A 23,325-nucleotide genomic window follows, 5' to 3' on the forward strand; every position below is an offset into this window, starting at 1 on the left:
TATGTCAGCCAACATCGATGTCGACTGCACCGCCGCCTTCGCGAGCAGGCTCGCTCCTACAGTGTTTTGTGTTTTAGCCACAATATTGAGTCCGAACCCAAGGAAACCGTATGAGCCTGTCACTCCTGAGCCGCTACGCCTTCTTTGCCGTCTGCGTGATCTTCACCCTCGCCAGCCTGCCTTTTCTTGACTATGACTGGCTCTGGCCGATCACCGCCGTCACGGCTGTCCTCAGCCTGATCGGTGTGTTCGATCTGCTGCAAAGCCCCCACGCGGTGCGCCGCAATTACCCGATCCTCGGCAATATCCGCTACCTGGTCGAAGGTATCCGCCCGGAAATCCGCCAGTACCTGCTCGAATCCGACAGCGACGCCCTGCCCTTCTCACGGGCCCAGCGCTCGTTGGTCTATTCCCGGGCCAAGAATGAAACCGCCGACAAACCCTTCGGCACACTGATTGACGTGTATCAGTCGGGTTTCGAATTCATCGGCCACTCCATGCGCCCCGCGCCGTTGAGCGACCCGAGCAGTTTCCGGGTCACCGTCGGCGGCCCGCAGTGCACCCAGCCGTATTCGGCGTCGGTGTTCAACATTTCGGCCATGAGTTTCGGTTCCCTCAGCGCCAACGCCATCCGCGCGTTGAACCAGGGTGCCAAGCTCGGCAACTTCGCCCATGACACCGGCGAAGGCAGCATCAGCCCCTATCACCGGGAGAACGGCGGCGACCTGACCTGGGAACTGGGCAGCGGCTACTTTGGCTGCCGCACCAGCGACGGTCTCTTCGACCCGGAACGCTTCGCGGCGCAAGCCCGGACGCCGCAGGTGCGGATGATCGAAATCAAGATGAGCCAGGGCGCCAAGCCCGGCCACGGCGGCATCCTGCCCAAACACAAGGTCACCCGGGAAATCGCCGAAACCCGCGGCATCCTGATGGGCGAGGACTGCGTGTCACCGTCGCGCCACACTGCGTTTTCCACGCCGATCGAAATGATGCATTTCATCGCACAGTTGCGTGAGTTGTCCGGCGGTAAACCGGTGGGCTTCAAGTTCTGCCTCGGCCATCCGTGGGAGTTCATGGGCATCGCCAAAGCCATGCTGGAAACGGGCATCCTCCCGGACTTCATCGTCGTCGACGGCAAGGAAGGCGGCACTGGCGCCGCGCCCGTGGAGTTCACCGACCACATCGGTGTGCCGATGCGCGAAGGCCTGCTGTTCGTGCACAACACCCTGGTGGGCCTGAACCTGCGGGACAAGATCAAACTCGGCGCCAGCGGCAAGATCGTCAGCGCCTTCGACATCGCCAGCGTGCTGGCCATCGGCGCCGACTGGGCCAACTCGGCACGCGGCTTCATGTTCGCCATCGGCTGCATCCAGTCGCAGAGTTGCCACACCAACAAATGCCCGACCGGCGTCGCCACCCAGGACACCCTGCGCCAGCGCGCGCTGGTGGTGCCGGACAAGGCCCAGCGTGTATTCAACTTCCACCGCAACACCCTCAAGGCCCTGGCGGAAATGCTCGCCGCCGCCGGCCTCGAACACCCGTCGCAGTTGTCGGCCAAGCATCTGGTGCGACGCATGTCGGCGACCGAGATCAAGCTGTTCTCGCAGTTGCACGTATTCCTCAAACCGGGGGAGTTGCTGACCGGCGAGGTGAACGGCGAGTTCTACTCGCGGATGTGGCAGATGGCCCGGGCCGACAGTTTCGAGCCCCATGACATAGCGGCGGCATGACCTCGCCACCCCGATCAAAATCGCGCCTCACCAACGCAGTGTTTTGCTCGGGGTCGGTTCCTTCATCACGATGAAACCGTAATCACCGATCAGGTAAATCCGGTAGTACTGGCTGTCCACCAGTGCCGGATAACCCTGATAACCCACCCGTGTCGCGTTGCGCCGCTCCCGCTCCGCCACCACGTTGGTGATCCCCGCTTTCGGCAGATTCTCGGCCAGCATGTAAAAGTCGGTATTGAGCAGGTAGTGCAGCACCGGCAGCTGCTTGAATGAGCCTGACGCCGCCACTAACCAATAGTCGGAATAACTCACCGAGATGTAGATCCGCCTGGCCTCGCGCAGCGACTGGTGGCTGGCGATGTCGTACGCAAGACCGGCCAGCGCCGTGGACGCAAAGGTTTTCTGCACCGTCAGCACCCGGCCGTAGGCGAACGACAGCGACAACATGGCCAGCAGGGGAATCATCAACAACAGTGGCAGGCGCTCATGGATCGACGCCAGCGCCAGATGACCCAGGTAGAACAGCAATACCAGCAGCACGGCGAAGCCCATCAAGGTGCGAGCGCCTTCGTTGAAGTCGCGGAAAAACAGAGCCACACCGGACACCAGCAGCGTCACCACCGGAAAAGTCAGCAAACACATCAGGCCGATCAACAGCTTCTTCGGCCCGCTGTCCTGGCGCGCCGCTACGTTCAATCCCAACCGCACCGCCCCGGCTATCGCGAGCAACAGCAACCCGCCGAACACCCAGAGCCATCCGCCATGGAACAGCAGCACGACCTTTTCCAGGACCCGGCCAATGTTGATCTGGATCTGCAATGAAGCATGCGCCGTCCAATCGAGCATCGATGTGCGATTGGAGTCCATGAACGGACCCGCACTGACGCTGTAGATCAACCCGCCGAGGATGACCTGGGCGGCTTTCCAGCCCAGCAGGTCGCGCCATGGCACCGGGGCCGTTTTATCGTTGGCGGCCCTGAGCAACTCCAGGCAACACAGGCCCAGGAACACATTCAGGCTGATCTGATACAACCCCAGCGCCAGTGCTATCAGGAACGCCGGCACCAGCCATTGCACGCCGCGCCACGGGTGACGAAAGGTTATGGCGTAGATCACCGTCACCAGGCTCAGGGCCGTGGCGGGACCGTCGTATTGATAGGACAGGTTTTGCAGGAAGAACGGGTTGTACCAGAGCGGCAACAGCACCAGGCAACAAGCGACGGTGGGCTGGCGGAAGTAATGGAACGTCAGGCTGGTCAGCGCCGACGCCATGGCCAGCGTGGCGATCAACAAGGGCAAGGGAAAGATGTTCGGCGCGGCATGGCTGAAGGACAGCGCGTTGTAGAACAGCTGGGCGAAGAGTCGGCCCTGTTCGGCCCAGGCCATACCCGCCGACAGCGAGCGCCAGTTGTCATCGATGTAGGGAAAATCCGCGAGGATCAACGGCAGGACATACACCAAGGTGGCGAACAGAAAAAACTTCCAGACCTGATGCCGGCTGAGCTCGCGAACGAAGAAGTCGCTGAACCGGCCCATGCTAGCGCCCGCCCCGGTTTTTACCGCCGACGATGTCCTTGATCACATAGCGCGGCCGGTGCTTGGCCTCGATGTAGATGCGCCCGATGTACTCGCCGAGGATGCCGATGCCGATCAGTTGCACGCCGCCGAGAAACAGGATCGCGGTCATCAGCGACGGATAACCGGGGACGCTGTTGCCGAAGAAAATCTTGTCCAGCACCATGTACACCGCATAGAGCACCGCGAAAATCGATATGCCGCCACCGACGTAAGTCCACAAGCGCAGCGGCACGGTGCTGAACGAGGTCACGCCTTCCAGTGCCAGGTTCCACAGCTTCCAGCCGTTGAACTTGCTGCTCCCCGCCACTCGCCCCGCCCGCTCGAACTCCACCACCACGGTATTGAACCCGGCCCACGACAACACGCCTTTCATGAACAACTGGTGCTCGGGCAGGGAACGGATCACATCGACCACCTTGCGATCCATCAGCCGGAAGTCCCCGACGTTTTCCTCGATGCGGGTGTAGGCGATGCGATTGAGCACATGGTAGAAAATCGACGCGCTGTGGCGCCTGAGGTAGCCGTCGGCGGCCCGGCTGCGGCGCTTGGCGAGCACCACGTCGGCACCCTTTTGCCATTGCTCGACCAATAACGGAATGACGTTGATCGGGTCCTGCAGGTCGACATCCATCGGGATCACGGCATCGCCGCTGGCGTGTTCCAGGCCGGCAAACAATGCCGGCTCCTTGCCGAAGTTTCGCGAAAAATTGATCAGCATGACCTGATCATCCGCCTGGGCCAGTGCCGTAGCCTGTTCGGCCGTGCGGTCGGAGCTGCCGTCGTTGATGAAGACGATCTCGACGTCGGTGCCGCTGAGCTTCAATTCCCGTCGTACCGCCTGATAAAACAGGTCGATCGCCTGTTCTTCGTTGAACACAGGGACAATGAGCGACACTTTCATTGATCACGCTCGCGAAACACCACGTATTTGGAATACAGGAAGCCGAATACCAGGCTCAACGCCGAGAACAAGGCCACGGTGAGCAAACCATGCAATCGCCAGACATCGCCGAGATGACCGACCCCCAGGCTCAATGCCCCCATGCCCAAAAGAAACAGCAGGTAACCTGCGACCGTCGCATTGGCGGCAAAGGTAAATTGCGCGTTCATGTAGAAAGAAAACGACGCAGCCACGCAGAAGGCCGCCAGGTTGCTGATTGCCTGGCTGAGGCCGGCCGCCACGCTCAGCAGGAAAAAGATCTGCCAGTGGATCAGGGTGTTGGCGACCCCGATCACCGTGTAACTGGACAGCCCTTTCCACAACAGTCTCATGGGACGCTTCCGTTTCAAGAACGTTGCACTCATTAGTATTTGATGACTGTCTGCTGTCAGAAATCGCAGGTTGACGGACCTTTCAGACCAGCGGTTGAGCCTTGGGGCAACCCCCGAGACATCCGGCAATATCCCGACTTTGCAATTGCCCGCGAATCAGTCCACCCTGCGCGCCGCCGATCGGGCGCGTGGCCTTTGCGCCCGCGGCCAATCCCATTTTTACCCGCTGTTACGAGCCTGCTGTCATGACGTTAGCACGCGATCACCGGATCGACTTTTTTCGTGGTCTGGCACTGATCTTCATCTTTTGGGATCACGTGCCCCACAACCCCTTGGGGCAAATCACCCTGCGTAACTTCGGTTTCAGCGATGCGGCCGAGGTTTTCGTGTTTCTGGCAGGTTACGCGGCCGTACTGGCGTACGGCAAAGTCCTGGCGCGCGAAGGCTTTCTGATCGCCTGCGTGAAAATCCTGCGCCGGGCCTGGGTGCTCTACGTGGTGCATATCTTCCTGCTGGCGATGCTGATGGGCATTGTGTTTTTCGCCAACAGCCACGTGGAAACACGGGACCTGGTGGAGGAAATGGGCATGCATCACTTCATCAGCAACCCGCAGCAGGCCCTGATCGATGAACTGCTGTTGCGCTTCAAGCCGAACCTGATGGACCCGTTGCCGCTGTACATCGTGCTGTTGGCGGGCTTGCCCCTGGTGCTGCCGCTGCTGGTGCGCAAGGCCTGGGTGGTGGTCGCGATGTCCTTGGCGCTGTACCTGATGGTGCCGCTGGCTGGCTGGAACCTGACGGCCATCAAGGACGGCGTGTGGTATTTCAACCCGGTCGCCTGGCAGTTGCTGTTCGTACTCGGCGGTGCCGCTGCGATTCACAGCCAGCGCCCGCGCTTGCCCGAGTCCCGCCCATTGCTACGCCAGCCGCTGTTTGTCAGTGCGGCGCTGTATGTAGTAGCCGCCGGTGTGTTGACCGTTCTGTGGCGTTGGCCGGACATTCACGATGCCGTGGTGCCGGCGAGCCTGCGAAACTTCCTGTACCCCATCAGCAAGACCGATCTGTCCCCCGTGCGCCTGCTGCACTTCCTGGCACTGGCCTATGTCACGGCGAAACTGATTCCCGACAGTGGATGGACGCAAAACTGGCTCGCGCAGCAAAGTTGCCGCATGGGCCGTTTCTCGCTGGAGATTTTCTGTCTGGGCGTGCTGCTGGCGCCATTGGCGGACATGGTCAATGCGTTGACCAACGATGCTTTTGCCATGCAGATCTTCACGGCGCTGGTGGGTGCCGGGTTGATGGCGTTGCTGGCGGCGTGGCTGGAGTTCAACAAGTGGTTGACCCGGTCACCGCAAACCGTCGCCGTCCGTTGACTGCTTCTGTGGCGAGGGAGCTTGCTCCCGCTCGGCTGCGAAGCAGACGTAAACCGGATAGCGTGGTGCACCTGAAGGATCACGATTGCAGCGTTCAGGGCCGCTACGCGCCCCAGCGCGAGCAAGCTCGCTCGCCACAAAAGCCCCTGCTCACAGATAAATGTCCTTCAACAAAAAGCCCCGATCATTTCGACCGGGGCTTTTGTCTTTCAGGCATTACGACTTACGAAGCCGAACGCGCCGCACCTTGCGAAACATTGGTCGGTTGCAACTTGAACACGTAGAACAACACCGTCAGCAGCACCAGGAACGCAGGGCCCACATACAGCGCCACGCGGGTGTCCGGGAAGTACGCCATCAGGCCGACCACCAGCACCAGGAACGCCAGCGCCAGATAAGAGCTGATCGGGTACAGCCACATGCGGTATTTCAGGCCGGCCGCTTCGCTGGCGCTCAGGCCCTTGCGGAATTTCAGTTGGGCCAGCAGGATCATCGCCCAGGTCCAGATCGCGCCGAAGGTGGCAATCGCCGTCACCCAGACAAACACCTTTTCCGGTACCAGATAGTTGAGCAGTACGCCCAGCAGCAACGCACCAATCGACAGCAGCAATGCACGCCGCGGCACGCCGTTGGTCGAGGTCTTGGCAAAGCCGGCCGGGGCCTGGCCGTTCTGCGCCAGGCTGTAGAGCATGCGCCCGGTACTGAAGATGCCGCCGTTGCAGGACGACAGCGCAGCGGTAATCACCACGAAGTTGATGATGCCCGCCGCTGTCTTGATGCCCAGCCGCTCGAAAGTCATCACGAACGGACTGCCCTGAGTACCGATTTCGTTCCACGGGTAGATCGACAGGATCACGAACAACGCGCCGACGTAGAACAGCAGAATCCGCCAGAACACCGAGCCGATGGCGTTGGGGATGGTCTTTTGTGGGTTCTTCGCTTCACCGGCGGTCAGGCCGATCATCTCCACGCCCAGGTAGGCGAACATCACCATTTGCAGGGACATCAACACGCCTTGCACGCCGTTGGGCATGAAGCCGCCGTGGGTCCACAGGTTGGAAATCCCCAGGGCCACGCCGTCGTTGCCGAAACCGAAGGCGATGATGCCGATGCCGCCGAACACCATTGCAATGATGGTGACGATCTTGATCAGGGCAAACCAGAACTCGAACTCACCGAATGCCTTGACCGCGATCAGGTTGATCGAGCCCATGCTGATCAACGCGGCGAGCGCCCAGATCCAGCGCGGCACATCGGGGAACCAGATCCCCATGTACACCGCCACGGCCGTGATTTCCGCGACGCAGGTCACCAGCCACAGGAACCAGTAGTTCCAGCCGGTCAGGAAGCCCGCCAGCGGGCCGAGGTAGTCTTGGGCGTAACGGCTGAACGAGCCAGCGACCGGATTGTGCACGGCCATCTCGCCGAGGGCGCGCATGATCACCAGGATCGCCAGACCGCCGATGATGTAAGACAGCATGATGGCCGGGCCGGCCATTTCGATGGCCTTGGCCGAGCCCAGGAACAGGCCGACACCGATACAGGCACCGAGTGCCATCAGGCGAATATGCCGCTCGCCGAGTTCACGTTTAAGCGGACCGCCCTGAGCGGTCTCGCCTTGGGGCAGGTGATTGCCTACGGGCATGGGGACATCCTCGTCTTGTTATTGGATATGACCACCGAGTGGCGAAGCGCTGACCGATAAGCCATCGCCTCCCGAACCGGTTCTGCTTCGTGGGCAGAGTCGTCTTGTAGGAAATACCCGCAAGATCAGTGGGAAAACGGCGCCGAGTATTGCACAACAATGGTGCATCGTCATGCCCAGACAAAAGCCTATAAAGCTCTAGCTCAAGTGTTTCAGCCCACCGTCCTACTGTGGCGAGGGAGCTTGCTCCCGCTCGACTGCGCAGCAGTCGCAAAACCAAAAAACCAGATATTCCAGACAGAGCAGAGTTGCTGATAAGGGGACCGCTTCGCAGTCCAGCGGGAGCAAGCTCCCTCGCCACAAAGGCGCTGCGTGGATCCGAATCTTTCAATTCGCAGGGAAGTTTCATTCAGCAATCGCAGCCACGAGTAGGAAAACAAGGCGCTAGCGTTTAACCAAACGCTAAAGGGAGCAACGGAATGCCTCCACATCCAAATTCGCAACTATTGCGCCGCGGACGTTACTCAGAATCAGGACGGGGATATTTAATAACCGCAGTCGTACATCAGCGCCGCCGATTATTCGCGGATTGGCGGCTTGGACGCCTGTTGGTTGAGGAGCTCAGGCGAGCCCATGATCAAAAATGGGTCAACTCAATGGCCTGGGTCATCATGCCGGACCACTTCCACTGGTTAATACAGCTTGAGCGGCACACGCTGCCGCAACTCATGCAGGCCATAAAATCTCGCAGCACTCTCACGATCAACCGGGAATTGAACGAAAGAGGAGCCTTCTGGCAAACCGGCTACCACGACCGGGCCATCCGCGACGGAGAAGATCTTCTACCGTTCGCTCGCTACATCGTTGCCAATCCACTCAGGGCGGGGCTTGTGGATAAAATTGGCGACTACCCGCTCTGGGATGCGTGCTGGCCCTGAGTACAAATGGCTGGCTGATCCTCTTGTGGCGAGGGAGCTTGCTCCCGCTAGACTGCGCAGCAGTCGTAAAGCCGGTGAAACATATCATCCAGACAAATCGCATTTGCCTGCCTGGGGGCCGCTGCGCAGCCCAGCGGGAGCAAGCTCCCTCGCCACAAAAAGAGGCCATTACCCGACATTTTGCCCTTCACATTTTTTTCACCTTCGCCAACCACCGTCTAAGCTTCAGTGAAGTCCGATCAATCTGCGTGAATGGATCAGTCGACTATGGGCGCTTTGTGGCAAACCGATTCGAGTAAAACCGTGGTTCCGAATGAACGTGAGGATGAAGCGCCTATTCCTGAAAAACCCCGTCGCTCCAGGCACGGATGGGGAGCGTTCTGGCTATTGCTGTTGATAATCGCGATTGTTGTGGGGCTGGCGGCTGCGAGGGAAATGCGTACCTCGAAGTTCCAGGCTCGGGAAGTCAGCAAATACGCCGCGTCCCTGAACTATGAACTCAAGCCCGGCCCCAGCGATGCTATTCGCTATCCGGGGGACGGCCCGTTCGATCGGCGCCTGGGCTACAGCTCGCTGGATGAGTTCCTGCCGCGCCTGATCAAGCGCGATTTCGTCGTCGAAGCACAAACCCGCTTTTCCCCGGCGCTGTTGAAGTACAGCGACAAGGGCCTGTTCGTGCCTTATGCCGAGAAAATCCAGGCCGGGCTGTCGATCACCGATTGCCGTGCAGCGCCGCTGTACCAGTACAACTATCCACAGCAGCTTTACTCGACCTTTGCCTCGATCCCGCCGGTGGTGGTCAACAGCCTTCTGTTCATCGAAAACCGCTTCCTGCTGGATCCAAAAGAACCGCTGGCCAACCCGGCGGTGGACTGGCCGCGGTTCGGCATGGCGGCATGGTCCCAGGTGGCCAAGCTGTTGCACGTTCCCGGCCAATCCGCCGGTGGCAGTACCCTGGCCACGCAGTTGGAGAAGTACCGGCATTCCCCCGATGGCTTGACGGTCAATGGCGCGGAAAAGATTCGCCAGATGATTTCCGCCACCGTACGCGCCTACCAGGCCGGGCCACAAACCCTCGAAGCCCGGCAGAACGTGGTTCGCGACTACCTCAACAGCGTGCCGCTGTCAGCCGTACCGGGCCACGGTGAAGTGCACGGCATGGCTGAAGGGTTGCGAGTGTGGTACGGCTCCGACTTCAATCAGGCCAACGAAGCGCTGTCCAGCACCGCGACGGATCCAAAAACCATGGCGGAAAAAGGCCTGGCCCTGCGCGAAATGCTGTCGTTGATGATTGCCCAGCGCCGCCCGTCGCATTACCTGACCAAGGGTCACGATGAACTGGCCGACCTCACCGACAGCCATATTCGCCTGCTGGCGCAAAACAATGTGATCGACGCCGAGTTCGCCGCCGCCGCCCTGGCCAGCAAAGTGACCTACCGCGACTGGGCCACCCAGCCGACCATTCAACCGATTGAAACCAACAAGGGCATCAGTGTTGCGCGCAGCCGTCTGGCCGGCATGCTCAATCGCCCGCTGTATGACCTCGACCGCCTTGACCTCTCCGCCACCAGCACCCTGCAAGGCGAGTTGCAAACCCAAGCCACCGCGTACCTGAAAAAACTCGCCGACCCGGAGTTTGCCACGCAAATCGGCCTGATCGGCGAACGCCTCCTGACCACCACCAGCACCACCCAGGTGCGCTACAGCTTCACCTTGTTCGAACTGACCCCGGACGGTTCGCGGGTTCGGGTACAGACCGACAGCACCGACCAGCCATTCGACATCAACGAAGGCAGCAAACTGGAACTGGGCTCCACCGCGAAAATGCGCGTGCTGACCACCTACCTGCAAATCATCGCCGAGCTGCACGACAAATACGCCGGCATGACCGTTCCGGAACTGAAGAAAGTCGACGTGCCGGACCAGGACCGCCTGAGCCGCTGGGCGGTCGATTACCTGATCGAGAACAAGGACCGCGACCTGCAAAAAATGCTCGGTGCCGCTCTGGACCGTAAATACTCCGCCAGCCCTGGCGAGGCATTCTTCACCGGGGGCGGCCTGCACGTGTTCCACAACTTCCGCAAGGAAGACAACGGCCGGATACCGCCCATACGCGACGCCCTGCGCGAATCGATCAACCTGCCGTTCATTCGCCTGATGCGAGACCTGGTGCGCTACACCATCTACTCCGGCCCGAACAGCAGTGCCGAACTGCTCAAGGACGACCGAGACCCACGGCGTCAGGAGTACCTGGCCGATTTCGCCGACCGCGAGGGCACTTCGTTCCTGCTCAAGTTCTGGAAGAGGTACAAGAACAAGGACACCCAGGACCGCCTCGATACCTTCCTCGACAGCATGCGCCCCACCCCGATCCGCATGGCCGCCGTGCACCGCTACCTGCTGCCGCAGGCCAGCCAGGAAAGCTTCAACGCCTTCGTGCGCTCACACCTCAAGGGCGCCACGCTCACGGAAAAACTCACTGACGAACGTCTTGTGCGGCTCTACGAGGCCTACGCTCCCGGCTCCTACGACTTGCCGGATCAAGGCTTCATCGCCAAGGTCCACCCGCTGGACCTGTGGCTGATGGGCTACCTGCTCAATCACCCCGACGCCAAGTGGAGCGAGATCGTCAAAGCCAGCCAGTTCGAGCGCCAGGAGGTCTACAGCTGGCTGTTCAAAAGCCGGCACAAGGGTGCCCGCGACAGTCGCATCCGCACCATGCTGGAGATCGAAGCGTTCCTCGATATTCACCAGCGCTGGCAGAAAGTCGGCTATCCGTTCGACCACCTGGTGCCGTCGCTGGCCACCGCCATCGGCAGCTCCGGCGACCGCCCCGCCGCCCTGGCCGAATTGATCGGTACCATCCTCAACGATGGCGTACGCATGCCGACCCTGCGTATCGACAGCCTGCATTTCGCTGCGAACACACCCTATGAAACCCAACTGATCAATGACCCGGACGTCGGCAAACGGGTGATGCCATCCGAGGTGGCGACCGCCATGCGCGAAGCCCTTTCACAGGTGGTGGATGCCGGTACGGCCAAGCGCGTGGCCGGCAGTTTCAAACTGCCGGATGGCAGCCCACTGGCCATGGGCGGCAAGACCGGTACTGGCGACAACCGTATCGAAGCCATTGGTTCCGGCGGACGGATCCTGAGTTCGAAATCGCTCAACCGCACGGCCACGTTCGTGTTCTACATTGGCGATTCCCACTTCGGCACCCTGACGGCGTTCGTGCCGGGCCGCTCGGCGGAAAACTTCACCTTCACTTCAGCGTTGCCGGTGCAGGTGCTCAAGGGCATGGCACCGATTCTGACGCCGTACCTGCAACCGGGCACCCACACGATGTGCCAGCCAACCCAGGCAACGGCTGTGCGCTAACCAGTACCAAAACCGGGGCCGGGGTGGCGGTAACTATGTATTTTTCACTCTTTGATTTTGGGAAGATCGGGGCAAAACAGGCATCCTTTCAAACCAGTTTTTGAGCTTTTTTCGGGGGCCACGCGTACCTAGTCTGTCCGTTCCATTATTGATCAACGGACGATCAGACAATGCCCAATCCGTATATTCCAGACTCGCTCGCCAATGATCTGGCCGATAAAAGTATCCATTTTGAACGGGTCAAACAGGCTATCCCTTACTGGCTGAAAGACACCTCCATCGCTCGTGTCAACGAACTGAAAGCCGACAGAGTGATCCTTCCAGACCCGTTGCGGAAAGCCACCCAGGTGCTGCAGCAACGACTGAAGCACGGCATCAAGCTCAGCTGGACGGCGCAAAACGAGGTAGATCGCGCACTGAGCGAACTGCAGGATGTCTACGCATTTGCCCGGCCCATCCTGCAACAGGCGCTGAAGGACCGCTTCGGCGTCGATGACGATGTCGAGCAGACCTGGCTACATTTGTATGCACCGGTGAAAACATCCTGGTGGGTGCATGACTTTTCAGACGGTACCACCAGCCGAACTGTTTCGCTGCTGGACGCCGCCCTGCATAATTTTTCGCTCGACGAGTCGTTTCACCAAGACTCCGAGTTCATCACCCGCCCCGACGCTCGTGGGCATTTCGGGGTCAAACACCTCAAGCACAAACTGAGCATCGATCAGTTCAAATCACTGTGCCGCGAACTGAACATCGGTGCCAGATACCAACAGCATCTGAACGATTTTTTGCTGTCGACCAACAGAGTGGCGAGCAATTACCTGCGCTACATCGTTATCCGCAGTCAGAAAAGTGCGTTGAACGTTGCGGCGCAAATGGCCCTGATGAAAAAGGACATCGACCAGGAGGCCTATGACGTCGTGCAAGGTATGCTCGACGATCGCTCAAAAATGCAATGGCGCGGGCAGCCCGTCGGTTATTACAACCTGTCGATGATGGACACGCGCCTGGTTGGCATTGTGCTGATCGCCCCTGATGTATCCACCGCCACAGGCACCGTCCCGGTCATGGCGTATGTTCCCCATGACCCGGAGCATCCGCTCAAGCTGTACCCGTCGACGCTCGATTTCATGACAGAACTGACACGCCAGCTGCGCGATGGCACCTCCAGCAAACGTTATCAACAGTACTTCAGCCAGTTCGTGCCCCATCAGCAACGCGGGCATTTCTTTGCCGGCCTCAATGACCGCCTGAGCACAATCGAATGGCAGCCGGTCCCACCTGGCTCCAACTTGCCCAGTTGGCGTGAAACACCCGTGGCCAACCCTGACTTGAAGTTCAGCCTGTCGAGCGTCAAGACCGACCGAGAGACGGTGTTCAAGAATGATCTTTGGGGCTACTACTACCGCCAGAAGCTCAACAAGATTCTCAACGATGGGCGGGAAATCGCGATTTCCACCGAGTACGCCGATCGCATGGCCCGCTGGGCCTGGTGGGATAACCTGGAAAAAATGCTGTCGGACATTTTCAACGTCGCGCTGCTGGTGGCGACGCCACTTGTCCCTGGCCTTGGCGAGCTGATGCTGGCGTACACCGCCTATCAACTGACCGATGAAGTGGTCGAGGGTATCGTCGATCTGGCCGAAGGTCATTTTGCCGAAGCAGCAGAACAAACCATCAGCGTGCTGGAAAGTGTCGTCCAGTTGGGCGCATTTGCGGCGGGCGGCGCAATCGGCAATGTCGCGCGGGCGAAACTCTCGCCGTTCTTCGAAGGACTCAAGCCGGTGCAAACGGCCGATGGGCGGACGCGGTTGTGGAACCCGGACCTCGCCCCCTATCAACAATCTGACCTGGCCTTGCCCACAGACGCCAGGCCCGATGCACAGGGGATTTACCAGCATCAAGGGCAACAGATTCTGCGACTGGACGATCAATTGTTCGCCGTGCAAACAGACCCGGTAACCGGACAACACCGCATTCAACATCCACAACGCCCCGACGCGTATACCCCGAACCTGCGGCACAACAGTCATGGTGCCTGGGTCAGTGAAACGGAGAACCCGCGCGAGTGGGAAGGCACGACCCTGATGCGTCGCCTGGGCCATACGACCGATGCCTTCAGCGACACGCAACTGGAGCGGATCCGTCAGATCAGCGGTACTGAAGAGGCCGAACTGCGCAGGATGCACATCGAGCACGCCCCGCCGCCGCCTTTGCTGACAGACACCCTGCAACGCCTGGGGGCACCGGTGAATCCGTTTCCTGCGCTGCCCCCCGAAATGGCTGCACTGTTCAGCGACTTTCCCGAACTGCCCGGCCCCGTCGCAGAAAAAATCTTCGCCAGCGCCACCCATTCGGAACGCCAGCAGACTACCCGACACAAGCGCCTGCCCTTGCGCCTGAAAAGCCAGGCCCGGGAACTTCAGTTCGAGACCCAGGCGGTGCGCGCTGCCCACGGCCTGTACGACAACGCGCTGGTCAGTGGCGATACCGAACGCCTGGTGCTGGGCACCTTGCGCACGCAAACCGATACCTTCGGCAACCTGCGCATCGAAATCCGCCAGGGCGCGCTCGACGGCGAACTGCGTTGCAGCGCCGGGCCGGAAGATGCAGCACAAGTAAGGGTCATGATCCGCAACGAGTCCGGAAAATACGAAGTGCGTGACGCCGAGGATCAGCAGATCCACGCAGCCGATGATTTTCTTCCTGCCCTGCTCCAGGCCATGGGCAGGGATGGGCGCAGAGCGGTGGGATATCGAGCGGGGGATGTCGGGTTCTTCAGGCACTGGATCATCGCCAAGACCGAGACACCGAGCGAGCGCCGCGCGGTTCTGGCCACACCACCGATTCGTATGGTGGTCGAGCACGAGACCGTGCTGTTGGTACGTGCAGGAGGCATCAGCAAGGAAGGAAAAACACTGCACGAACGCATTCAGGATCTTCATCCACACTTCAGCGAGGCCGAGGTTGAAGTATTTGCTAATGCCTTGATCTCCCGAGGTGAACCACTCAAGGCCATGGACGAACAGGAAAACGATCTCGCTGAGTTACGGGGAATACTTGATCAATGGGAGCGCCAGTACCCTCTTAGCGAGGTTTGGGACAGCGATGGATTCTTAAGCGGCGGTGGAAGCCACATTGTCGAACGGCTTACTAACTGTTTCGAGCGAAAAAATACAGACCTAGGCAGCCGAACGGAACCGTCCACTTTTTCTCTTAACCTCTCGAGGGAGATGTTGGTCTTAGATTTGGAAACCTGGTGGTCGAAGCGCCCAAAACTCAAAAAATTCCTCGACAAAGTCACCGTGCTTAAACTCGACAATACAAGATTTTCAAGCGAGCTTTACGGAGTGTTAAAGGACTTTCCAAATCTTCGGGAACTCAATGCCAACCACTGCGAACTGACGCGCCTGCCAGACAGCATCGGTGCCATGCATCGCTTGGAACGTCTGAGGCTGTGTCACAACTCAATTACACTGGACTCTCGCTCAGTCGAAAAACTGAGGAACTTGACCTATCTGGAAATACTTGAGCTCGAAGACAATCCATTGACTCTGTTGCCAGATATTGGGCGCATGCCCAGGTTGATGATTTTAGGGTTGAGAAACTCTTCGATCAACACTTGGCCCGAAGGCACTTTCGCCAAAACCAGACCTCGCGGTTTTTTTCTCGATATGCGGGAAAATCCGATAACCGTGATCCCTGAAGTGGTTCCGAGCTCGCCAAGTGCTTGGGTTGTGGCTCGTACTCGCTTGGATGTAAGAAGGCTTTCGGACTCCAACCGGCAGGCCTATCAACAGCTGCGTCGACATTTCGACCTTCCCAACGAGCCCGACGCGCCACTTCCTGATCAGAGGAATCCGCCGCTCGGACAACTATTGACCAACGTACCTGGTATAAGCGCTGAACAGGCTAAACGATGGGAAGAGCTAATTCACGAACCCAACGCTAGGCCTTTTATGTATTTCATTTCTAATGCACGGAGATCTGCCGATTATCGGGCTGGTGGCGAAGTTCGGGCCCAACTCATACAGCGACTCTCACGCATGCTCGATGCAATCCATGCGGATACTAAACTTAGGGAAAAGCTGTTTGCTATGGCGATGGACCCAGTGAGATGTGCCGATGCCGGTGCGCAACTATTCAACAACATGGGCATCGAAGTACTGTCCTCAGAGGCATACTCCTATTCCTCCAATCCGGCGCAACTTGAAGATAAATTAGTGACCTTAGCCAAAGGTTCGGCACGCCTTGAGTTGGTCAACGATATCGCCCGGGCCGATATGAGCAGCCGTGAGGGTAATCCTGACGAAGTAGAAGTCTACCTGGCATATCAGACGGGCTTGGCTGGACGTTTGGGCCTGCCTTGGCAATCCGAATCCATGCTTTACCGGTCGGTGTCTGGTGTAACCGATGCCATGATTGACGGTGCCTACGACACAATTCTGTCCTTAGAGCAAGGTGATGGGCTGGTCAACAAAATGCTTGAACTCGATTTTTGGGAGCGCTTTCTTCGTGAAACATACCCTTCGCAGTTCGAAGAAAACAAACAGGTCTACCTGAGTAAATCAGAACAGCTCGATACTTTACGCAGCACCCAGCTCGAATGGGGCAATTCGACACAACTGACGAAAATCCAACGCATGGAATTACGAAACAGACTTATTGGACTCATGAACGGCTTTTCGATTCAGGAAGACACCGTATTTTCCGGCACGCCAATAAGTGAGGACATTTACAATCGGCTGCTCGTCGACTTGGGAGACGAGGAAAAAGAACTATCAAGACGCTTGACTCGAGAGGCCATGACAAGAGCCAATATTTAAACTATCAATAACTGATACCGCCCCTGAAGAACTCGTAAAATGAGCCTTCAGGGGCGTGCTATTAGATCACTTCCGAGTCCCAGATCACTGTGACATTTCCCGTATAGGTTTTGGCAACCCCTTCGCGCAACATCTGTTCGACGTGCTCCTTAGCCACCTCAAAGTGCAGGGCTCCCGGCTTTCGATCGACGTATAAACCAGGTTGAAACAACTCAGTGCCACTGCCATCAAGTCGAAGGGGACGACGATCAACGGGTTGTCCCGTTCCATCGGTCAAGCCGTATGGCAGTGTCACGCTGGTATTCAAGGGCACAAGATCGGCAGAGCCCGTGTCGCGCAAAGCGCAGGTGTTTCCGGCGATGAACTGGCACTCGAGCTGCATCTTGAACCGCGATGAAGCGGAGATATTGAATGTCTGGTCCCGGAACAGCCGCACCGGCTTGCGTCCCTGATTCAACCAGGCTTGCCAACCGCCCTGAGGCACCAGTTCAATGCGGTTACCTCCCGGCGGGACGTCGACTTTTAGCGCATGCATGACATCCAGGGTGAAATTGAGGGTAATGGCGTCGTCGTTGGGAATCAGCACATCCCCCATGTCGAAATCCATTCCCGGACCTGTGGTGTAGGTCAGTGAACCTTTGTATTCACCTGAAGACATTCCCAAGGGGTTTGGAGTCCGGAGTTCATAGACGTACGAAACCGAATAGAAGTTGAACCAGGGAATATCGACAGAGGGTACCCTGCCACAAGCGCCCGCACCCTCGGGAACCAGCCAGAAAAAGGGCGAGAAAGCTGTACCGGCAGCCCCCACGGCAGCACCGGTACAGGGAGCCGGCGCATTGCGCCATTGATAAAACCAGTACCCCCCATGCGACCAGGCACTGACCCCTGGGGGTCTGGCCATATTCCAGGTGCCGCCAATTCCCGCGACTCTCATCTGAACCGTCTCCCGCTCGCCTGTACGGGAGTGGACGACCTCCAGACTCCGCCAACTGGACGGCACACTGAAGATCGCACCCTGTCTGGGATCGGCATGATTGGCAAGAATAGGTTTTGAGGAATTGAATCGTAGACCGGGTACCTGAAGGCTGAAGATTCCCATCCTCTTGCATACAGCGGCAATCCATTGGGGGCAAACCCCGGTTTCCGGTGTTGTGTTCTTGAATTTGTTGAGCATCGGATTTGTCGGATCAGGTACGAACTCCGCCCGAATCTCCTGAACTACCGCATTGGCGGACGGAGCATACAACCCTGTTAATAAACCTCCCGCCAAGGAAAGCACAGTCATCACTTTTAGCGAAAAAGAGAGTTTCATTGTTAACCAGCCTGAAATTTAAACGTGACGAAAACGCTCGTCATTTGTTTCTAAAACAGGATCAAGGAGCACTCGCCTCAAAGATCATGTGCACGCTGCCGTAGTACTCACCGGGCTTGTAACCGTCATCCGGTTTGACTGCCGCAATCACCAGCTCCACGCGTTTACCGGTTTTTCCGTCAATTTCCGAAATGACGGGCGCATCATGCACCGTGAGCTTTACCCGGTTGAACTGAACATCCAATACAATGTTGTCTACGTCTCTGCCATTGCTCAAATAAGGTTCTTCACTTAATCGTGCAGTGATTTCGCCATTGCTGTTTTTGACATCGAATTGTTTACGCAGCGGGCTTAGTGCCTGCGCAGTCAAATCCCAGGTCAGTTTCTGTTCTCGTCCAATCCAGTCCGGATCAACCGGCAACACATAGAATTCCGCAGTCGGGATGGTGACTGAGACTTCAAAGGTTTCTCGCTCGACGAGGGCATACGCACAAACGCTGCCCAACGTCAGCGCCACCATCGAAATGAGGGTCATTAATTTCTTAAACATGCGTCATCACCTGTTTGCACTGCACGCAATTAAAAAGGCTGAAAGCCGTAACGCAACTTCCGCCCAATGCTCAGTGTTATCCCTTTACGTCCAGTTTTGTGGCTTTTGACCCTTCAACCATGGTGAAACGGTATTCACGGCCTGCCTGCTTATCGAACCTGAACGTTCGACCGGCCAGAATGTGGTGCTTGGTAACGGGCTGACATTCCTGTTCATTCTTGACTGAACAGTCCTTGAACTCATCGATCACCACCACGGTGTTGCCGTTATTACGGATTCGGTACTGGCTGACGTCGTTCTCGATCACACTGTCGTAACGAGTATCTTTGGGGCGTACGAAAAATACAGTGCCATACCCGGCCAGTACGTTGACCCCTGCCGACAGGCTCTTTTTGTAGTCTTCACGCTCTTCGACGGACACAGCAAACTCATCTTCCTTCTCCGGCACCACAGGCACGTAGCGCACACGGAAGTAACGTTCTTTTTCACGCTCCCCCATGTACAACAACCGCGAACCCTGCATGCCGTTGGCCGGCACGATCAAGCGCGCGGGGCTGGCCATCAAGCCATTGCGGGAAGTGCCATCTGCCTGGTTCTCCAGTGGAATTTCCCGGGCCTTGCCATCGATGTCATAGATAATTTCGAGGATGTTGATCTTGACGAAAGCGGTGCTGTCACCACCGTTGAATACACGTTTCAAATAAGTACTTTTATCGCCATCCAGATAGTCGTAAACAACTCCGACATTGATTTGCGGCCCGGCCAGAGCAGCATGGGAAAACACAGAAAAACCAAAGAGTACCAACAGACGTTTCATGACATACCACCTCAATAAATTAACCCCCCGAATCGGATCCACCGACATGGGTTTAAACTTCCGAATCCCAGATCACCGTGACATCACCCGAGTATGTTTTTCTAACGCCCTCACTCAGCATCGACTCGACGTGTTCACGGGCAATTTCAAAGTGCAGGGTTGCCGGCTTGCGATCGAGATAAAAGCCGGGTTGAAAAAGCTCCGTGCCACTGCCATCCAGACGCAATGGGCGACGATTGACTGCTTGCCCCGCTGCATCGGTCAGGCCATACGGCAGGCTCACACTGGTGTTGAGCGGCACCAGATGCGCGGATTCAGTGTCGCGTAACCCGCAGGCATTCCCCGCCAGGTATTGGCATTCGAGCTGCATCTTGAATCGTGATGACGCCGAAATATTAAAGGTCTGGTCCCGGAACAACCGAACCGGTTTGCGCCCTTGATTGAGCCAGGCTTGCCAACCGCCTTGAGGCTCCAGTTCGATTCGATTACCACCGGGTGGAATTTCAATTTTTAGAGTGTGCTGAACTTCCAGGGTGAAGTTCAGCGTCAGGCTGTTTTCACTGGGTAACATGTTGTCGCCCATATCAAAGTCACCATGAGGCCCTACCTGATAAGTGACACTGCCGGTGTAGATCCCCTGACTCATTTTTAGAGGCTCGGGTGTTTCAAGGGCATAACCAATGTCAAAGAACAAATATTCAAAACCAGGAATGGTATACGCCGCCGTTTTTGCACATGTACCCGCAACGGGCGTGAGCCAAAAAAAATTGTACTCCCGTTCATTGTGCGAAGTTGTATTACTGTTTCTACACGGCGATGGAGCAGTAATCCAAGACTGCCCCGTCCACAAAATTCTGTGATCAGAGTCTGGGCGCCCAACTAAATTGCTGGACGTATCGCTGAGCCTGTATCGAGCCCCTAAACCGGCAATACGCACTTTCATTTCTACAGTTTCGCTGGCGGTCGAGCCTTCACCCGAAACTTTCGTGACAGCGAATGTTTTCCAGTCAGCGGGCACCTTGAACATCGCGCCCTGCCGTGGATCGCTATGTCGCCCCGGGATGGCATAACTTGAACTAAACTCAAGTGGTGTTCTTAAACTGAAGATATTGTGGAAGTCACAGGTAGTATAAAAGTCAGCGCAATACCCTGAAGGCGGCGTTGTATTGATAAATTTATTAACCAACGGATTAGTCGGATCAGGACTGAATTTCGCCTGAATATCCATCGACGCCGCACCAGCGAACAAAGGAGCCGTACTGAGACTCAAGTACAAAAAACAATAACTCATCGCTTTTTTTATGGCACACACCGCATTCATATTGATAGACACAAAACTTCCTCCAGAGCCTCGACGGCTACTTATCCGGCCGTCTCGGCATTGCCAGTGGCATCCGCCAACGTATCCGGCGTACAGCGCAGATCACCAATCATCAGCACATCGTTTTCCCGCTGGGCGTTGTCCGGATCGAGACGGAACTGGCAGAGCAACTGGTTGCCGGAGCGCACTTCCAGGGTGGGAGAACCGGCGTTCATTTCCATGGAGAAGAAGCCGTCGATTTCGCTGACGCCACGACTGGCGTGGTTGATGATGTGATGGCCCTTGAGCGGCTTACCCTGAGGGTCGACCAAGCGTCCGAGCACGGTGACGGTTTTGCTGACGGTGATCTTGCGGTACTCCACGCCGCCCTTGTTCAGGTGATAGCTGGAACGGGGTGGCTGTATGTTCGCCGCAGGCACATGATTGCCTTCGAAATCGAAACTCACCGAGCTGCTTTTGTAAGCCGTGATGGGTACGAAGTTACGCCCCGGCCGCAGCACCGCGCTGCTGCCACTCAAGTCGTCCGCACGCAAGACAATGCCATCGATATCCGACGCCACATCGATGATCATGCCGGCGCCATCTCGGTGGTACTGGCTGGTCATGACCATCTTGCTCGCGCCGACGGCCACGGTGCTGTCCAGGTTAAGACCGCCGGTGAGGTCGTTGTTGAAAGACGAGCGCTGAATAAAACCGTCGCCGTTGACCAGGTCCGATTGCATCGTTGCCATGGCATTCAAACCGACGCCGTAGGTATCAGTGATCGCCGTGGCCGAGACACTTTGCAGCAGGTGATCCTGAAGGTCTTTGCGATAGCTGATCGACGCGTTGTTGTCCCGGCCGCCATCCCGGTCCGTACGGGTACCGATACTGCCGGATATCTGCTCACCCGGACCGCCCAATGCAATGTTGACGCTCAAGTCGATACCGCGGTTTCTGTCATCACCCGAACTGAAACTTCCCGGCCTGTCGAACAACGACAACCGCCAGTTGGCATCGCTGCCAAACAGACGGGTACGCTGGGTCCATCCGAGATCCACCCCTGTGCCTTCGGTGTTGCCTTCACTGTGGGAGACTCGGGCATTGATCGAACTTTTGCTGGTCAGACGATGATTCACCGACAGCGATGAGTTACTTGTCTGACCAACAAAGACATTGCGCTGCCGCACTCGCGTACCGTCCGGTAACGTGTCGTAGAGCCGGGTCGTGTCGAGCCAACTACGGTTGTGGCTGGCGACGATGCTGCCGCTGCCATAGGAATAGAGCCCCTGAACATCAAGTCCGGTGCCGTAATCCTCGGTTTGGTAGACGCTGGCATAAAGACTGGCACTGTTGACGATCGCCCAATCGAGCGAGGTTCCATACTGCAAAGTGTCCCGCACTTGTCGCCCGCTCAGACCAAGGATGACTCGTGGATGCAGCAGAAAGTTGAATGCCGCTCCGGCGGTCATGTCGCCGTCGTCCTGCTCGTCCCAGTTGCTTAGCACTTTGGATTCACGGCCGGCGAACAGGTTGTAGCGCCAGCGCTCGTCGTGATTGCGCCAATTGCTGGGTTTGTAAATCAGTTCCTGAGAGCTGGAGGTGATTTGACCGTCTTCGATCAGGCGCACCTCCACTTCATAGATCCCACCCGGTAGCGGTCGGGTATCGAGGGTCTGTAATCCGGCGGGCACCGCCTGGGTATTGATCAACAAACCGTCACGGTAGATCTCTACCGAGCCTTGACGATTGGCGGTGACATAAATCGGATAGACCGCCGGTTTCGGGTTATTGATCGCCAAGCTGTCCGAGCTGCCGTACATGACGCCGAATGCCGTGTCAGGGCTGGTGCCAAAAGTACGCGGTTGTCGCGTCAACCCTTCGGACGAGGGCGTGAAAAGGCCCAGGCGCAGGAAATTACCTTCCAGTTCGCGCTGTGTGAAGAGCTCATTCACCGAGTGAAAGAGCTGGTTATCCGGGCCACCCAATCGGGACAGCTGAATGTTTACCGCTTGGGTCCAGTTACCCAGACTGCTGCTGGCTTCAAGACCATAGCGTCCGCCCAGGTCCTGATTCTGGCCACCGTTGAGATTCAACTGGTTGCGTACGATCAACCCGGTGCTGCCGCCTTCAGGCAACGCATAGTAAAGCTGCGCCTGCTCGTCACGCTCGGCGTTTTGCGTGAGAATCGAGACCAGGGAGTTTTCAAGGCTGTAGTGCACGGCAAGCAATTGTTCAGGACATTTAGTCTGACAGCCGCCCAGTGCTACACCTTGTTTCAGATAATTGGACCAAGTGTCGCGTTCGCTGGCTTTGATCGTGCTGTCACTGACATCAGTGAAGTCAACGAGGGTGATACGATCGTCGCGGGTTAACACCACCATCGCCTCCCCCAGAAACTGTTGATCAAGTTCCACGCGCACCGCTAATGGCACATCAAAAAAATGCTCTTCAAACTCGCTAGGCAAACCTTTGGCCTGCGCTAACAAACTTCGAGGTGTTTGGCCACTTTCCGCCGCTGTAGCCAGAGCCGTTGCGCAAAAAAAAAGGGCAAGCGCCGTCGCGATGGGAGTCATCGGGAACATGAACGAGATACTCTA

General features: G+C 57.5%; 14 protein-coding genes. 5 read left to right on the top strand and 9 right to left on the bottom strand.

Annotated features, from left to right (window positions below):
• Positions 1-110 precede the first annotated feature (110 nt).
• On the top strand, positions 111-1,730 hold the full coding sequence (locus KGB07_RS22810) for an FMN-binding glutamate synthase family protein (RefSeq protein ID WP_223466591.1): 1,620 nt from the start codon (positions 111-113) through the stop codon (positions 1,728-1,730).
• Between the two features lie 27 nt (positions 1,731-1,757).
• On the opposite strand, the gene KGB07_RS22815 is transcribed toward KGB07_RS22810, so the two are convergent.
• Genes KGB07_RS22815 through KGB07_RS22825 form a run of 3 tightly spaced genes read right to left on the bottom strand, consistent with a single transcriptional unit; the run spans position 1,758 to position 4,580 of the window.
• Positions 1,758-3,266: a glucosyltransferase domain-containing protein gene (locus tag KGB07_RS22815; protein WP_223466592.1), complete on the bottom strand. Its 1,509-nt coding sequence runs from the start codon at positions 3,264-3,266 to the stop codon at positions 1,758-1,760.
• Position 3,267: 1 nt separating this feature from the next.
• Positions 3,268-4,209: a glycosyltransferase family 2 protein gene (locus tag KGB07_RS22820; protein WP_223466593.1), complete on the bottom strand. Its 942-nt coding sequence runs from the start codon at positions 4,207-4,209 to the stop codon at positions 3,268-3,270.
• On the bottom strand, positions 4,206-4,580 hold the full coding sequence (locus KGB07_RS22825; RefSeq protein ID WP_046041020.1) for a GtrA family protein: 375 nt from the start codon (positions 4,578-4,580) through the stop codon (positions 4,206-4,208). Before KGB07_RS22825 ends, KGB07_RS22820 begins: the two co-directional genes overlap by 4 nt.
• Positions 4,581-4,825: 245 nt before the next feature.
• On the opposite strand from KGB07_RS22825, the gene KGB07_RS22830 reads away from it, so the two are divergent.
• Positions 4,826-5,953: an OpgC family protein gene (locus KGB07_RS22830; RefSeq protein WP_046041019.1), complete on the top strand. Its 1,128-nt coding sequence runs from the start codon at positions 4,826-4,828 to the stop codon at positions 5,951-5,953.
• A 223-nt stretch (positions 5,954-6,176) separates the two neighbouring features.
• On the opposite strand, the gene KGB07_RS22835 is transcribed toward KGB07_RS22830, so the two are convergent.
• A complete protein-coding gene (locus KGB07_RS22835) occupies positions 6,177-7,598 on the bottom strand; it encodes an amino acid permease (protein ID WP_223466594.1) in 1,422 nt (473 codons plus the stop codon).
• 479 nt (positions 7,599-8,077) lie between these two features.
• Between KGB07_RS22835 and KGB07_RS22840 the strand changes: the two genes are divergently transcribed.
• The 3 genes from KGB07_RS22840 (at position 8,078) to KGB07_RS22850 (ending at position 16,743) form a co-directional block, all read left to right on the top strand.
• Positions 8,078-8,536: an REP-associated tyrosine transposase gene (locus KGB07_RS22840; protein WP_046041016.1), complete on the top strand. Its 459-nt coding sequence runs from the start codon at positions 8,078-8,080 to the stop codon at positions 8,534-8,536.
• Positions 8,537-8,803: 267 nt separating this feature from the next.
• On the top strand, positions 8,804-11,917 hold the full coding sequence (locus tag KGB07_RS22845; RefSeq protein WP_046041015.1) for a transglycosylase domain-containing protein: 3,114 nt from the start codon (positions 8,804-8,806) through the stop codon (positions 11,915-11,917).
• A 170-nt stretch (positions 11,918-12,087) separates the two neighbouring features.
• On the top strand, positions 12,088-16,743 hold the full coding sequence (locus KGB07_RS22850; RefSeq protein ID WP_223466595.1) for a dermonecrotic toxin domain-containing protein: 4,656 nt from the start codon (positions 12,088-12,090) through the stop codon (positions 16,741-16,743).
• Between the two features lie 61 nt (positions 16,744-16,804).
• On the opposite strand, the gene KGB07_RS22855 is transcribed toward KGB07_RS22850, so the two are convergent.
• The 5 genes from KGB07_RS22855 to KGB07_RS22875 form a co-directional block, all read right to left on the bottom strand.
• A complete protein-coding gene (locus KGB07_RS22855) occupies positions 16,805-18,058 on the bottom strand; it encodes a hypothetical protein (RefSeq protein WP_223466597.1) in 1,254 nt (417 codons plus the stop codon).
• Positions 18,059-18,119: 61 nt separating this feature from the next.
• A complete protein-coding gene (locus KGB07_RS22860) occupies positions 18,120-18,608 on the bottom strand; it encodes a CS1 type fimbrial major subunit (protein WP_223466598.1) in 489 nt (162 codons plus the stop codon).
• 76 nt (positions 18,609-18,684) lie between these two features.
• Complete coding sequence (locus KGB07_RS22865) at positions 18,685-19,425, bottom strand: molecular chaperone (RefSeq protein WP_223466600.1); 741 nt, start codon at positions 19,423-19,425, stop codon at positions 18,685-18,687.
• Positions 19,426-19,477: 52 nt separating this feature from the next.
• Positions 19,478-20,716, bottom strand: coding sequence for a hypothetical protein (locus KGB07_RS22870; protein WP_411741541.1), 1,239 nt, complete (start codon positions 20,714-20,716; stop codon positions 19,478-19,480).
• Positions 20,717-20,787: 71 nt separating this feature from the next.
• Positions 20,788-23,310: a CS1-pili formation C-terminal domain-containing protein gene (locus tag KGB07_RS22875; protein ID WP_223466603.1), complete on the bottom strand. Its 2,523-nt coding sequence runs from the start codon at positions 23,308-23,310 to the stop codon at positions 20,788-20,790.
• Between the last annotated feature and the right edge of the window lie 15 nt (positions 23,311-23,325).

Origin of the sequence: Pseudomonas sp. GL-RE-26 (genome assembly GCF_019956275.1) — a bacterium.
Taxonomy (GTDB): domain Bacteria; phylum Pseudomonadota; class Gammaproteobacteria; order Pseudomonadales; family Pseudomonadaceae; genus Aquipseudomonas; species Aquipseudomonas grandcourensis.

Bases quoted from the DNA above. Each gene is read 5' to 3' on its own strand.
- KGB07_RS22835 (WP_223466594.1), bottom strand. From the start codon at position 7,598: ATGCCCGTAGGCAATCACCTGCCCCAAGGCGAGACCGCTCAGGGCGGT.
- KGB07_RS22830 (WP_046041019.1), top strand. From the start codon at position 4,826: ATGACGTTAGCACGCGATCACCGGATCGACTTTTTTCGTGGTCTGGCA.
- KGB07_RS22860 (WP_223466598.1), bottom strand. From the start codon at position 18,608: ATGTTTAAGAAATTAATGACCCTCATTTCGATGGTGGCGCTGACGTTG.
- KGB07_RS22825 (WP_046041020.1), bottom strand. From the start codon at position 4,580: ATGAGACTGTTGTGGAAAGGGCTGTCCAGTTACACGGTGATCGGGGTC.
- KGB07_RS22820 (WP_223466593.1), bottom strand. From the start codon at position 4,209: ATGAAAGTGTCGCTCATTGTCCCTGTGTTCAACGAAGAACAGGCGATC.
- KGB07_RS22810 (WP_223466591.1), top strand. From the start codon at position 111: ATGAGCCTGTCACTCCTGAGCCGCTACGCCTTCTTTGCCGTCTGCGTG.
- KGB07_RS22865 (WP_223466600.1), bottom strand. From the start codon at position 19,425: ATGAAACGTCTGTTGGTACTCTTTGGTTTTTCTGTGTTTTCCCATGCT.
- KGB07_RS22855 (WP_223466597.1), bottom strand. From the start codon at position 18,058: ATGAAACTCTCTTTTTCGCTAAAAGTGATGACTGTGCTTTCCTTGGCG.
- KGB07_RS22870 (WP_411741541.1), bottom strand. From the start codon at position 20,716: ATGAGTTATTGTTTTTTGTACTTGAGTCTCAGTACGGCTCCTTTGTTC.
- KGB07_RS22840 (WP_046041016.1), top strand. From the start codon at position 8,078: ATGCCTCCACATCCAAATTCGCAACTATTGCGCCGCGGACGTTACTCA.
- KGB07_RS22845 (WP_046041015.1), top strand. From the start codon at position 8,804: ATGGGCGCTTTGTGGCAAACCGATTCGAGTAAAACCGTGGTTCCGAAT.
- KGB07_RS22850 (WP_223466595.1), top strand. From the start codon at position 12,088: ATGCCCAATCCGTATATTCCAGACTCGCTCGCCAATGATCTGGCCGAT.
- KGB07_RS22875 (WP_223466603.1), bottom strand. From the start codon at position 23,310: ATGTTCCCGATGACTCCCATCGCGACGGCGCTTGCCCTTTTTTTTTGC.
- KGB07_RS22815 (WP_223466592.1), bottom strand. From the start codon at position 3,266: ATGGGCCGGTTCAGCGACTTCTTCGTTCGCGAGCTCAGCCGGCATCAG.